Origin of the sequence: Pseudomonas sp. PD9R (assembly GCF_019200975.1) — a bacterium.
Lineage (GTDB): Bacteria > Pseudomonadota > Gammaproteobacteria > Pseudomonadales > Pseudomonadaceae > Aquipseudomonas.
In genome coordinates this window covers 222142-235909 of record NZ_JAHTMR010000002.1, presented here as the reverse complement: position 1 = coordinate 235909, position 13768 = coordinate 222142, and the positions used below count along the sequence as shown (strand labels likewise).

The 13768-nt window shown below is 59.8% G+C and carries 9 protein-coding genes; 5 read left to right on the top strand and 4 right to left on the bottom strand.

Annotated features, from left to right (window positions below; all coding sequences use genetic code 11):
* Window positions 1–20: 20 nt before the first annotated feature.
* The 4 genes from KUF73_RS05525 to KUF73_RS05510 are packed head-to-tail and all read left to right on the top strand — an operon-like array spanning window position 21 to window position 4551.
* On the top strand, window positions 21–1145 hold the full coding sequence (locus KUF73_RS05525; RefSeq protein WP_218437052.1) for a GNAT family N-acetyltransferase: 1125 nt from the start codon (window positions 21–23) through the stop codon (window positions 1143–1145).
* Window positions 1145–2917 carry an ATP-binding protein gene (locus tag KUF73_RS05520; protein ID WP_218437437.1) on the top strand — a complete coding sequence of 591 codons (1773 nt, stop codon included), beginning with the start codon at window positions 1145–1147 and terminating at the stop codon, window positions 2915–2917. The genes KUF73_RS05525 and KUF73_RS05520 overlap by 1 nt, the downstream gene beginning before the upstream one ends.
* Window positions 2907–4298 (top strand): sigma-54 dependent transcriptional regulator, encoded by a 1392-nt coding sequence (locus KUF73_RS05515; protein WP_218437051.1) that lies wholly within the window; start codon window positions 2907–2909, stop codon window positions 4296–4298. Before KUF73_RS05520 ends, KUF73_RS05515 begins: the two co-directional genes overlap by 11 nt.
* Window positions 4299–4329: 31 nt before the next feature.
* Window positions 4330–4551, top strand: a complete 222-nt coding sequence (locus tag KUF73_RS05510) for a helix-turn-helix domain-containing protein (protein WP_371135420.1) — start codon at window positions 4330–4332, stop codon at window positions 4549–4551.
* A 105-nt stretch (window positions 4552–4656) separates the two neighbouring features.
* Here the strand turns inward: KUF73_RS05510 and KUF73_RS05505 are convergent, their stop codons facing one another.
* From KUF73_RS05505 to KUF73_RS05490, 4 genes are all read right to left on the bottom strand, one after another.
* Window positions 4657–5565 (bottom strand): hypothetical protein, encoded by a 909-nt coding sequence (locus KUF73_RS05505; RefSeq protein WP_218437050.1) that lies wholly within the window; start codon window positions 5563–5565, stop codon window positions 4657–4659.
* Window positions 5562–6257, bottom strand: coding sequence for a hypothetical protein (locus tag KUF73_RS05500; RefSeq protein ID WP_218437049.1), 696 nt, complete (start codon window positions 6255–6257; stop codon window positions 5562–5564). The genes KUF73_RS05505 and KUF73_RS05500 overlap by 4 nt, the downstream gene beginning before the upstream one ends.
* Window positions 6258–6353: 96 nt before the next feature.
* Window positions 6354–7019, bottom strand: coding sequence for a DsbA family oxidoreductase (locus tag KUF73_RS05495; RefSeq protein ID WP_218437048.1), 666 nt, complete (start codon window positions 7017–7019; stop codon window positions 6354–6356).
* Between the two features lie 179 nt (window positions 7020–7198).
* On the bottom strand, window positions 7199–8233 hold the full coding sequence (locus KUF73_RS05490; protein WP_218437047.1) for an alpha/beta fold hydrolase: 1035 nt from the start codon (window positions 8231–8233) through the stop codon (window positions 7199–7201).
* Between the two features lie 218 nt (window positions 8234–8451).
* Here KUF73_RS05490 and KUF73_RS05485 point away from each other — a divergent pair, with 218 nt between their 5' ends.
* Window positions 8452–13707, top strand: coding sequence for a dermonecrotic toxin domain-containing protein (locus KUF73_RS05485; RefSeq protein ID WP_218437046.1), 5256 nt, complete (start codon window positions 8452–8454; stop codon window positions 13705–13707).
* Window positions 13708–13768: the final 61 nt, after the last annotated feature.

The window sequence follows — 13768 nt, the reverse complement described above, 5'->3', positions numbered from 1 at the left end:
AAAAAGTTGAAGGAAACGATGTGATCACCGCCCTTGCCTTTTCCACCATCGAGGCCATTGACCGCGAGGCCTGGAACGATTGCTTCCCCGAAGACCTGGAGAATTGGGATTACTACCGCGCTGTTGAACGGGCGAACATTGCCGACTTTCAGTGGCGTTATCTGGCGCTGTTTGAAGACGACGTATTGATGGCGGCAGCCGTGGCGTTTACCACGGTGTATTCGCTGGACACCACAGTTCAGGGCCCAGGCAAGCGCATCGCCGCACGCTTGCGCCGCTGGAGGCCGGGATTGCTTGAAATCCGCCTCTACGCCCTCGGCTCACCGGTGGCCGAGCAGTGCCATGTCGGTACGGCCCGACATATAGCGCCGGACCAACGTGTGGATTTGCTTGAGCAATTGTTGATCCTGGCACGCAACGATGCGGATCAGGCCGGGATCGGTCTGCTCGCAGTCAAGGACGCCTCGCATCGAGACCCGCAGTGGTTGAAGGCCTGCCGGGACGCCGGCCTGCAAAGCATGCCCGGCCTGCCCAGCGCCGAACTGCCGATCACGTTTGGCTCGGTGGATGCCTACCTGGGAAGCCTGGGCAAATCCACCCGCAAAGACCTGCGTCGCACGCTGCGCGGCCAGGGTCCACGCGTCGAGTGGCGGAACACGGTAGACGATCTGCTGCCAACCATGATGCAACTCTACGAAGCCACACTGGAGCGCAGCGAGCTGACGTTCGAACGCTTGCCGCCCGCCTATTTCCGCCAAGTGCTGGAGCACCTCGATGAGCGTTCCGCTTGCGTGCTCTATTGGCTCGGCGAGGAACTGGTGGCGTTCAATCTGGTGCTGCTGGACGAGCAGCGACTGGTGGACAAGTTTTTCGCCCACGACCTGAGCAAAACCCGCGAGCACAACCTGTACGTGCGCAGCTGGCTGGCCAATGTCGACTACTGTATTGAGCACGGCCTTACGATCTATGCGTGCGGCCAGGCCGGCTATGCCAGTAAGCTGCGGCTGGGTTGCTCGTTCATCGGCAACACCGTGTTTTTCCGCCATCGCAACCGCCTGCTCGACGGTCTGTTGCGACTGGTGAAAATGTTTATTCGCCCGGACCGATCCGACCCTGCCATGGCTGCTGCAATAAGCGAAGCATGATGATCAAAAACCGACGCCCCGACGCCCGACCTTTCGCCCTCTCCGGCTGGAGCCTGCAACGCAAACTGGTGCTGGCGTTCTGGTTGGTCAGCGTGATCCCGACCATGATCGCCGCCGAGCTGGCCGCCACCACCCTGTCGCAGATTTTCGACAGCAACGTGCGCATCTGGCTGCAGGAATCGACCAAGATCGTTGAAGACGAAATCACCGAAATCCTGCGCGATAACGCCCGCGTCGCGCAGTTGTTTTTGCGATACACCCGCCCGCCCACTGATCGACTGTCGACCAAGAACGACAAGCTGACCGCCGACATCGCCGATTCCATGGGCATCGACGTGGTAGCGCTGGTGCGCAACAGCGATCACAAAGTGTTGTTCAGTACGGCCGCCGACGACATCGTGCGCCAGATCAGCACCGCACCCAAAGCCGTCCTGCAAACGCTGCAAGTGGGCGGCGTGCCGACCGGCACGGTGGTCTCGACCTTTGAGACCGAGCAGGAAGGTGTCGAATACAAGTTGGTGATCGGCACTTATCTAGACAGCAGTTTCCTCACCAGCGTGGCCGACGTGCATTCCCTGGACCTGCGCCTGTACCTGGCCAAGGCCGATGACTTCTCGGAGATTTTTTCCACCCAGCGTTTCGAAGATCACCCGGCGGCCGTACCGGAAAAAATCGAACAGATCCTGCGCAGCACCAAGCAGCCGATCGAGCAATTCACCAACCGCTACAGCGGCATCTACCGACCGATCCTCAATGAAAACGGCGAGCTGCAAGGCGTGATCTTCAGCGGCTTGCTGCGCCACAGCAGCCTGTTGGGCCTGGTCAACCAGAGCAACCTGTTCATCCTGATATTCCTGCTCAGTTCGGCGGCGTCCCTGACGGTCGGCTGGTTGGTGTCGCAGCGCCTGACCCAGCCTTTGCGCGGGCTGTCCAAAGGCGTGCAAGCGGTGATCGCCGGCGATTACCGCCAGCGCCTGCCGGTGAGCGGCGGTGACGAACTCGCCGAGTTGAGCAGCACGTTCAACCACATGAGCGAACGCCTCGGCGAATTGCAAAACCTGGAATCGCAGTTGCGTCGCCGCGACCGTTTGCATGCACTGGGCGAAGTCGCGATGGGCCTGGCCCATGAAATCCGTAACCCGCTGGGCATCATCAAAACCGCCACGCAACTGCTGCATCGGCGCGCCGACCTGCCGGAAAGCGACAAGCGACATCTGGAGTACGTAGTCAGCGAAGTCAGCCGGATCAACGACCTGATCACTGATTTTCTCGACTTCGCCAAACCCAGCGCGCCGATGCGTTCGACGCAACCGGTGCGGCAACTGGTGGATGAGTTGGCCGGTTTCTGCACCCCGGAACTGGCCAGCCATAACATCGATGTACGCATCGACGATCAGGCCCCCGGCGCCACCGTTTACGCCGATGCGCGGCAACTCAAGCAGGCCGGGTTGAACCTGATCGTCAACGCCATCGACGCCATGCCCGACGGCGGCCGCCTGACCCTGACGATCAGCAGCGATGCGCCGTACACGGTGATCAGCATCGGCGATACCGGCCAGGGCATTGAGCCGGACATGCTTGAACGGATCTTCACACCATTCGTCACCACCAAGGCCTCCGGCACCGGCCTGGGTCTGGCGAAGGTATTCTCGATCATGGAAAGTCATGACGGGCGCATCGAGTGCACCAGTGAAAAAGATGCCGGGGCCACGTTCAGCCTGTACATTCCGGCCAATGGCGACGACTTAGACGAGGGCAGCGATGACACATAACGTACTGGTGGTCGACGACGAGCCCAAGCTCTGCGACCTGCTGGCCTCGGCGTTGAGTCAGAACGGCATCACCGTGTTCACCGCCGGCAATGGCCTGCATGCCCTCAAAGTGCTGGAGGTCGAAGACATCGACCTGGTGATCAGTGACTGGCGCATGCCCGGCATGGACGGTCCGCAATTGCTGGCGGAAATCAAAAGCCGTTTTCCGCAGTTGCCAGTGATCGTCATGACCGCCTACAGCACGGTGAAAAACGCCGTGCAGTCGATGCGCAACGGTGCCTTCGATTACATCGCCAAACCGTTCGACATCGACGAACTGGACATCACCGTCAACAAAGCCCTGCAATTTCGCGACATCCTCAAAGATAACCAGCGCATGCGCGCCGAACTCGACGAACACCAACAGTTCGACAGCCTGATCGGTGACAGCCCGAGCTTCCGCCGGGTGCTGCACGCCATCGACTCGGTGCGCGAAAGCAATGCGACGATCCTGCTGACCGGCGAAAGCGGCACCGGCAAGGAAATGGTCGCCCGGGCGATCCACAAACACGGCAATCGCGCCGACAAACCGTTCGTTGCAGTGAACTGCGCAGCGATCCCGGAAGGTTTGTTGGAAAGCGAAATGTTCGGCCATCGCAAAGGTGCCTTCACCGGGGCCGTGGCGGATCGGGTCGGGCGCTTCATGCAGGCCGACAAGGGCACCCTGTTCCTCGATGAAATTGGCGAAATGCCGTTGGCGTTGCAGGCGAAAATCCTGCGGGCTTTGCAAGAGCGAGTGATCGAACCGGTGGGCGACCCGCGCGAGCGCAAGGTCGATGTGCGTGTGATCGCGGCGACCAACAAAAACCTGCTGGACGCGGTGGCCAAAAAAGAGTTTCGCGAAGACCTGTATTACCGCCTCAATGTGTTCCCGATTCCCCTGCCGGCCCTGCGCGAACGCGTCGAAGACATCGCCCCGCTGGCCCGGCATTTCGCCCACACGCTGGGCGCCACGGCGGGCAAGCGCATCACCGGCTTTACCCCGGAGGCATTGCAGGCCATGGCCAATTATTCGTGGCCGGGCAATATCCGCGAGCTGCAAAACTGCGTGGAGCGCGCAACCATCGTCGCCTCTGGGGCGGTGATTGAAGACGATGATCTGCCGGCGTATCTGTTTGCTTCGTCACCGGCCAGCGGTGCTGCGATCTTGAGCGACGGCAGCAGCGTGCCGCCGGATCTGGAAGCCGCGCTGGCGGAAGTCGAGAAGGCCTACATTCTGGCCGCCCTGGCCCAGAGCAATGGTGTGCAGGCCGCAGCGGCGCAGTTGATCGGAATYTCCGARCGCAGCTTCTGGTATCGGCTGAAAAAACTGGGGATTCACGTGGACAAGATCGTCCGCTAACAATCGTCCCCCCTGTAGGAGCTGCCGCAGGCTGCGATCTTTTGATCTGTTTTTTAAGATCAAGATCAAAAGATCGCAGCCTTCGGCAGCTCCTACAGGGGGGGACGAAGTCGAGAAGKCCTACATTCTGGCCGCCCTGGCCCAGAGCAAYGGTGTGCAGGCCGCAGCGGCGCAGTTGATCGGAATTTCCGAACGCAGCTTCTGGTATCGGCTGAAAAAACTGGGGATTCACGTGGACAAGATCGTCCGCTAACAATCGTCACCCCTGTAGGAGCTGCCGCAGGCTGCGATCTTTTGATCTGTTTTTTAAGATCAAGATCAAAAGATCGCAGCCTTCGGCAGCTCCTGCACGGTGGGGTTAGCGCCCGTAAACCTTTTCCAGCTGCGCCTGGGTCAACGCATCCTCGAACGGCACCGGCACCGACTTCACCGCACCGTAGAGGTTGCGATAACGCCAGTAACTGCCGCTGCTCGCCAGTTGATAACCGCGCTCGACCACGCGCTGACCGTCCAGCACGTACCGCAGGGTTTCCTGGGCCGCCGGGGGCGGGGTCGGTTGCATCAGGTCGGTGGCCAGCACGCGCATGGATTCGTCGATGCATTCGTCGAGCACTGCAGTGATCTTCGCCAGTTCCAGGCTGCCGTCATCGATGCATTGCTGGCCACAACGACGGATCGGCTGGCTGGCCACTTCGATGCGCATGCGATACAGCGGTGAGCCGGCGATATCTTGAACCTGCACCTGATTGACCAGCACAAAACTGCCGCGATCCGGGGTCAACATCAGCTTGGGTTCGATCAACAGACGAGCCGTGACCTGCCCTTCGCCCTGCTTCAACCCGACCGCTTGCGACGCCTGTTGATAGCGCTGTTGCAAACGCTCCTGCAACGCCACGCCACCGAGCAAATCGGCCATCGGGCGCGAGTCCTTGAGTGCAGCTTTTTCCGCATCGCGTTGCAAGCTGCCGCTGCCCATCTGAGTATTGACCAGGCTGGCCACCAACACGCCGGCCAACCCGGCACTGATGCCCGAACTCGACACCATGTTGTAACTCGACGACGCAGCCTTCAGGGCATCCTTGCTATCGATCACCATGCTGGCACTGACAAACGCTTGCGGCACCTGCACATCGACCTTGAGTCCGTGGGCCTGTACATAAGTTAATGCGCCCTGATCCTTGAAACCGACCTCGGGGGCCTGCTTTTGCGCACAACCAGCCAACATCAGCAGGGCCAGCGCACTGGCCGCTACGATTGGACGCTTCATTGTGCGAACGGAGTAATCATTTGCTGACGGCTGTTATCCACAGCCTGGTAGAACGCGTTCGACAGGTTGGTGTAGGTCGGCTCGTCCCACTCACCTTGGGCCGCTTGTATCGCGGCAAAGGGCTGGAACCACAGCAGTTTGTTATCCGCCAGATCGACCACCATACCCTGCCCGCCCACCTGCGCCATCGGCACGCTGGTCGGTACGATGCTGTAGTAGCTGCGGGTCGCACCGGTGGCAGTGACGTACACCAACAACAGACGATCGACGCCATACTTTGCCTTGATCGGGGTCAAATCCTTGATCGTGTAACCTTCGCGGAATTTCATCTCCTTGTAGGTCGTCAGGTCCACTTTCTCGTCAATGCGCTTGGCTTTGTAACCCTTGGCCTGCAACTTGGCGACGATCACATCCGGCAACGTGTCGAAATCGCGCACTTGCCAGGTTTTGACGTTGTCACTGAGCTTGCTGTTAACGCCCGAATTGATGGCGTAATCAAGAATCCCCTGGTTGCCGGTCAGTGCCAGCACGGGTGGCGGCAATACGGTAATCGCCACACCAATGGTTGGCTCCTTGGCATCCCAGAATTGATGGTCCAGCGGCACGGGAGGTTGAACGTTGGCACAGCCGGTGAGGGTCAGGCAGGCGAGCAGAGTCAGCGCAGCAAAGGTGCGTAGAGCGTGGAGGTTCATGGATCAAATCCCTATGATTAAAAGTCGCTGCCTGTATCGGCAGCGACGCCCAAAACCATAGTGGCACATTGATACTTTTTTGACGACTGGAAATTGTCAGCTGACCGTTCCGCCTTTCGCTTCACTCATGATTTGCCGAATTGCCCCCACAAATGCCTCGACCGGCTGCCCGCCCGTGACCGCGTATTGGCCGTTGAAAACCACCGTTGGCACTGAACTGACTCCACGCGAAAGCCACAGCTGTTCCTCTTCGCGAACCTCTTTGGCGAATTCATCGGATGCCAGAATCGCCTCGGCCCGCTGCCGATCCAGCCCGACGCTCTGCGCGACCTGCGCCAACTGGGCGTGGTCTGACGGGTTGCCGCCATCCGTGAAAAACGCCTTGAACAAGGCCTCTTTCAGATTCAACTGCAAACCTTCCAGCCCGGCCCAATACAGCAAGCGGTGAGCATCGAAGGTGTTGTAGATGCGGCTATTGCCGTCCGTGCGAAAAGCAAACCCGACCTCGGCGCCCCGCGCGCGGATCATTTCGCGATTCTTCTGCGACTGCTCGGGTGTCGAGCCGTATTTTTCAGTGATGTGTTCGGTGATGTTCTGCCCTTCGGGCGCCATCTTCGGGTTCAGTTCGAACGGCTGGAACCGGATCTCGGCCCGGACTTCATCGCGCAAAATCTCCAGGGCACGGGTCAGGCCGTAAAGACCGACGACACACCAGGGACAGGACACATCGCTGACGAAATCGATTTTCAATGGGGTACCCATCACACACCTCGCTGGCTGAAACGCGCGGGAAAGGGTGAACGATACACCCGCAACTGGCGGATTTGTGTAGGAGCTGCCGAAGGCTGCGATCTTTTGATCGTGATCTTCAGCGGTCCCGAAAAGATCAGATCAAAAGATCGCAGCCTGCGGCAGTTCCTACAGTGTGGGTGGCTCAGGTATTACAGGAGGTTGTGATCGGCAGGAGGATCGATTTGCGCCCAATGCGAAGTGTCCTCGCGATGCGCCCGCAAATACGGCAACACCGCTGCCAGCAATGGCGCTTTGAATGCCTCCTGAAAACGATGGGCCAACCCCGGAATCAACTTGAGCTGACTGCCACGCAAATGCGCCGCCAGGTGCACGCCGTGCATCACCGGCAACAACGGATCTGCCGTGCCATGCACCACCAGCGCCGGCACCCGCAACTGATTCAGTAATGCCACCCGGCTCGGCTCGGCGAGAATCGCCATGATCTGGCGTTTCACACCTTCAGGGTTGAACGCCCGGTCATAGGACAGCGCCGCCTGATGCAGCAGCGCCTGGCGATCATCCGTCACGGTCGGGCTGCCCAGCGCCGCCAACAGGTCGGCCTGTTGCTCCAGGGCGACTTCACGATTAGGCGCGCCGCGACGTGCGAGCAACTGCACCAACGCCGCACTCGGCGCCGGCAAGCCTTCGGCCCCGGAACTGGTCATGATCAGCGTCAGGCTCTCGACCCGCTGCGGCGCCATGGCTGCCATGTGCTGGGCAATCATCCCGCCCATGCTCGCGCCCAGCACATGAAATTGTTCGATGTGCAAAGCATCCATCAACCCCAGACCATCGTCCGCCATATCCGTCAACGAGTAAGGCGCCGACACCGGCAAACCGAGCTTGTAGCGCAGCACTTCAAAGGTCAGGTTGGCTTCGGCCGGCGTTTGCCGCCAGGTCGACAGGCCGACATCGCGGTTGTCATAACGAATCACCCGAAAACCTTGCTGACACAGCGCAACCACCACCTCGTCGGGCCAGTGGATCAACTGCCCGCCCAGGCCCATCACCAGCAACAACGCCGGGTCCGACGCACGGCCGATGCTCTGGTACGCCAGGCTCACCTGCGCCAGATCAACCCGTTCGGTCGGAACGTTGACATCACAACGCGAGGCCGCCAATGACGGCAGGCCAAACAACAATGCGGCCAGAAAAATGGCCCGTGAAAAAAAAGACGCACGCATGAAAAACACCGAAACGCAGAACCCCAGTAGAGCGCGAGTCTGATGAAGTTTGTACAAGCGCGCTGCCACAGTTACGTGACAGTTTGATGAAGAGTGCTGAACGGTCATCGGCAAAAGAAATGGCACCACGCGATAACTATGTACCGCCAGCACCCTTCGCGATTGGCCGGTAATGACCGCTACGCCGGCAAGGACCGGCCCTCTGGAGATTCATCGTCATGGTTGACGAATTCACCCCTCGACCGGCCGACTTCGGCCTGACACATCCGTTGCCTTCCAGCCTGGATCAGAACCTGATCCTCAGCGCCTCGACTCGTTGCAATGATTGTCGCGATCAATGGCTCGAACTCATGGCGCAGAGCGCGCAGTCGACGTTCGATGAACAGTGGTGGAGTGCACGTGCACGCGGTACGGACGTTTCGCGCAGCACGCTGGCAGCACGGTTGTACCGCCAGCATTTCGAGGCATCGAGCCAACTGGCATTTGCCCAGGGAATCTTGACCCGCGAGCAGCTGAAACGGCTGCAGGCACTGATTGATCCCGCCCCGGCTGGAACGGCGACCGTTGCCCCTGCCATTCACGTCGAACAACTGGCCTTGAAAAGCGCCGATGGCACACGCGCCGAACTTATCGGGGCATTGGTCATCACTCAGGATACGGATCAGCCCGTCAACCAATGGCTATACCTGCCGTCCCGTCCATCAGCCTGGACGACCTTCAAAAACCGCAACGACATGGAGCAATGGCTGATCGAACATCACCAGCAACTGCTTGGGGGTTCCCGGCTTGACGCCGCCAGCGTCGATTACGCTGCACTTGAAAATGCCCCATTGGCCATCAGCGCCGAATCCCTGCTGACGCAGTTATCCACCCCCCAAACCGATCAACAACGACACAAGACTGTTTTTGCGCTGATACCTGACCTGCTGGCCGAGGATTCGGACGAAGAACAATGCCGCGACAGTGCCGGCCTTTTCGGCCTGTTGAGCCCCGATATTCCCTTGAGCATCCGTCGCAGCGCTCTCGCCGATCAGCACACAGCAATGCAGAACCTGCTCGGCAAAGACTTTCAGGGTGACCAGAATGACCCGCGCCTGCTCACACTGAAACAGCCACTCGATGCACTGGCGGCCGCCGAACAGGCCAGCGTCACGGCGGCGTCGGCGCTGCTCAATACCCGTAACCCGCTTCACATGCTGGAACTGCGTAATCTGCCGAACACTCATTACGACGCGCTTTACCAGGCACGCCTCGCCGGACTGCGTGCCGAAGCCGATGCTCAATTGGCCTTGAACCAGATCAGCGTCGAGGAACATCAGTGGATCACCAAGGTGCTGGATGCGCCGGAGCAAAAGGACCGGGATGCCGATGTAGTCGTCGCACGGCTGAGCTTGTCAGTAATCGAAGCCGATGCGGACAGCACCACGACTCACACCCAGGAACTGGACGGCGTGCTGTTGTTCGCTCATCCGTCGGCGCTGCTGATGTCTTCGTCCCATAGCCTGTTGCTGTACTGGCCCGGTCGCTTCGGCGGCTTGCAACGATTTGAAACCCGGCAGGACCTGGAAAAGACCCTGTTCAAACTCACGGCCAATGAAAAAAACCTGACGCTGCACCTTTCGGCGCTCACACGAAACCCTTTCGAATACGCATTGCAAAATCAGCTCTATAGCTGCGAGCAGCAGGCTGCCCGGTTGATCGCCGACCATCCTGCGCCGCAACGTACGCTTGAGCGCAAGCAGGCACTGGAAAAACTCCGTGAACAAACCCTCGTCCACCTGACAGTGCCAATGCCGGCCGCCCGAGAACTGGCGTACGCGCAATTGCTGGAACAGAACCACAGCAGCGCGTTGGCAGGCACTTTACCGACCTGGCTCGGCACCTTGACGCAAGCTCAGCGTGTGCGACTCAAAGGGCTGTTCACGTCCTACATCACCGCGATGAAGCGCTCCCACGAACTGCTCGAACGAGAGCTGCCACCGCGGGATGCCTTCAGTAAAAAAGCTATCGAGACACGCTTGCGTCAGGACTTCAGCCTCACACAAGATTTTGAAGTGACGCTGAACCTGCCTGAATCCACCACCTGGCAGAAAGTCCTGAGCGGCGGCGCGGCGCCGGGAACCCCCCAGCACAACGTGCTGATCCCCAGCCAACAACGTAGCAACGTCTCGCTGGCCGAACTGGCACAAGGCAACATCGACCAAGCGATGTGGTGGCGCCTGTCCTTGATGCGGGTCGATATCACCGGCTCAGATGAAACCGAACGCCAGAAGCTGAAAGCCGGCATCACCCAGGCCTGGTTGCGCACGTTGGTCAGTGATCTGGACCTGGCCGGAAAATATGAAACGCTGATCCGTCAGACCTTTCTCGGCACCTCAACCGCAACGGCCTTCAGCAATGAGTACCGTCGCGAATGCCTGAGCGAGCCCTGGCGCCTGATGCTCAAGCTGCAAGGCGAGTTCGCCCTGTTGCAACGCGACATCAACCCTGACGGTCAGCACGTGCTGGAGACCGCCATCGACGCCAATAGTCGTGAAGCCTATGCAGCCAACGGAAAACGCATCGTCCTGCTGCCAGCGCACCTGACAGTCGGTGGTGCAGACACACAACATCAGGGGCCAAGCACCTTGGCCGGTGTCACTTTTATCGTGGAACAGATCAGCGGCCTGACCCTGCTATACCTGCCCGACAGCCCTGACGGGGTATTTCTGCGCCAGTACGACAGTCTCGATGAAGCACGCAAAGCGTTGTTCAACCTTTGCCTGCACACACGAATGGTCAACTATCTGGCCGACCGCGCATTGACCGGCGACGTCGACCACCACGTCAGCCGGATCAACCAGGCGAGACTGAAAAACTTCGATGCCCTGATCGGTACGGGCATGGTCTGGCCGTCGACCACTTCATTGGCGGCCCACCTGCTTGATGTGCATATGGGACGATTGCTGGAAGCGCATCGGGCGACATCGCGCTCCAACGATGCCTTGTATCTTGAGCATGTAGCGTTGAAATCCGGCGCAATGTTCAATTACCTGAAAATGGCTTTTGGCATGGTCCCATTCGTGGGCACGGCCATTGCTCTGTACGACGCCTGGGGCAGCGCCAACCTGGCGGTTGCGGCGTTCTTGCGCGGTAATGTCGGCCATGGCCTGGCCGAAGTGGAAGCGGTGTTGTTGTCATTGATTGACGCGGCGATGGACATTCTGCCTGGCGTTGCCGCGACGTCCGGCGCACCCGCTGCCGCGCGCGCAATCACCCGCCAGCGCCACCTGCGGACCGTGGCGAAAAGCTCGCGCGCCTTGCAGTTAGGCACTCAACGTCAGGCACGGCGCACCCTGGAGCGATTCAAGGGCTACGAGTACGAGCACCAGATTTCTCTGGCCGGCCTGCAACCGGGGACTCACGGGATTTATCGCGGGGTCTATCGACATGCCGACGGCGACTTCATGATCAACCAGGGACGCATCTACCGGATCGAGCTGAGCGATGGCCGTCGTGGCTGGCGATTGCACGGCACTTGGGCGCGGCCGTACAAACAACCGATCGCACTCGATGAAGCGGGAAACTGGAACACCCATTACGCCGTATACGGCACCGTGATGGAGGGTGGTGGAGCTGGCGGCGGCGCCGTGCTCGGGCACCTTGCCGACGGTGCCGACCCGCTCTGGCCTGAGGCCATTCGCCGATGGTTGCCGCGCTGGTGGACCGACCGCGCCTTGCGTCGCCAACTGACCCTGACCAACACCGCCGATGCCTATACCCGGCGACTCGAAACCCAGACCCACAGCACCAACGCTACGCTGAATAACTACTTCGATCTCGAGCCCAATCAGCGCCCTCCCCTGCGCGCTCGTGCCGACCTGGCTTGCGCGAACGACATTGAGCTCGCACAAAACCAGTACCTGAATCTCGAAGAGCTGATGCTGTTCAGTCATGGCCGAAAACGGGCGATGATCGAAGACATTCAAAGTCGCTGTGCCTGGATCATCGTCGACCGCTCGGTCCGCAGGGTCATGCTGATGAAGGATCTGCTGGTGCAACACCTCGATCGTATCGATCAACTGATTGCCCGTTCAGACACCACACCGGTCACCGATACGACCGCGCATTTGCGGTTGATGGCGCAACGCAAGGCGGTACGCAAAGACTTCCTCAAGGACTTTGATCAACTGCACGAGACGGTCGAACAAGCCCATCGCTGGAATCGTCGAATCACCAACCGCGCGCAAAAGTCGATGATGGCGCAAGACATTACGAACTTGAGCGACAAATTCAGCGACGCCAATTACTACTACCTGAAGTCGGCCCATGTGCTGGAAATCATTACCCACTACGAAGCCGTCACCGACCTGTCCTGGGTTTACTTTCACGTGCAACTGAAAAAGGCCCGGACTAACGTCGGACGCGCCCTGCTCACCCAGCATCATCTCCCGGAAGTGCACGCCAATTTCACCCAGCGCAACAAGGTACTTGAAGACTGCCTGGCCACGTATGCCGAGTTCCGCCGCCACCTCAGCGCCTGGGCGCTTGGCTATCCGCAGCACCTGGATCTGGCGCAAGTCGCCGTGTTCCTGGACAACCTGGAGAAGGTCGAAGAATTCGCACGCCAGGCCATCAAGCATCGCCCTTCCCCGACGCCGAACGAAGGACGCGGCGCCAGGCAACTCTTCGAAACCGAAGACAACCAACTGCTGATCGGGGTTGCCAGTACCGATGCCGCCACCCGGCAAAAGCGCTTTACCATCGAAGGGGTCGATGGCCGGACGGAAACCTGGCTGCCACGCTCCAGCGGCAAATACCACCTCAGTGAGCCCGTGGGTGCTGCGCAACCCGAACTTCCGACCGATGTCGCGCCGTTGCTGGCGGAGGCCCGGAAAAGGCTCGGCACCGTAGACGCCTACAAAAGCAAAGTCGAAGGCTATGCCCGGCAAGACATGTTGCCCGTTGACCTCGAACACATGATGAGCAGCGAAGCCGCGGAGCTCAGCATGCGTGCACAGGCCATCGAGCGGCTGTCACCGACGGAGCCCGTCGCGCTGCAATTGCGCAATCGGGCGCAGGCGTTGTCACGTGCTGGACGCACGTTGCGGATCGATCAGTCCCTGCAGAGCAAAACCCCTACCGAGGGTTATCTGGACTATCTGCTGGAACAACGGGTGGTGGGCATTCGCAAGGAAGGTGGATTGCGAGAACTGGGCAAACGCCCGGACGGACGTCGGGATTTTCTACAGGAGTACGAAGTTCGCGATCTGACCGGCGAACCGGCGCAAACGCTATGGTATGCGCACTTCCACTACACCTCGGCAAAGCCTCAATTCAGTGACTTCGTCAAAGGCCATCTGAAACGGCCGGAACAACGCCATCTGGGCCTGCAATGGCAGCAGGCCCAGGCCAGTGGCGGTGGTCATGTCGAATCAATCTGGCGCGGCGATATCGGCAAGCCGCTGGGGATCAAGCACTTCTCCGAGCTCTAAAAAGCACAACACCACCACAAAACCTGTAGGAGCGAGCCTGCTCGCGAAAACCCCAGAGCGC

Excerpts from the sequence above, each read along its gene's own strand:
- KUF73_RS05505 (WP_218437050.1), bottom strand. The coding sequence starts at position 5,565 with ATGAAGCGTCCAATCGTAGCGGCCAGTGCGCTGGCCCTGCTGATGTTG.
- KUF73_RS05500 (WP_218437049.1), bottom strand. The coding sequence starts at position 6,257 with ATGAACCTCCACGCTCTACGCACCTTTGCTGCGCTGACTCTGCTCGCC.
- KUF73_RS05490 (WP_218437047.1), bottom strand. The coding sequence starts at position 8,233 with ATGCGTGCGTCTTTTTTTTCACGGGCCATTTTTCTGGCCGCATTGTTG.
- KUF73_RS05520 (WP_218437437.1), top strand. The coding sequence starts at position 1,145 with ATGATCAAAAACCGACGCCCCGACGCCCGACCTTTCGCCCTCTCCGGC.
- KUF73_RS05495 (WP_218437048.1), bottom strand. The coding sequence starts at position 7,019 with ATGGGTACCCCATTGAAAATCGATTTCGTCAGCGATGTGTCCTGTCCC.
- KUF73_RS05485 (WP_218437046.1), top strand. The coding sequence starts at position 8,452 with ATGGTTGACGAATTCACCCCTCGACCGGCCGACTTCGGCCTGACACAT.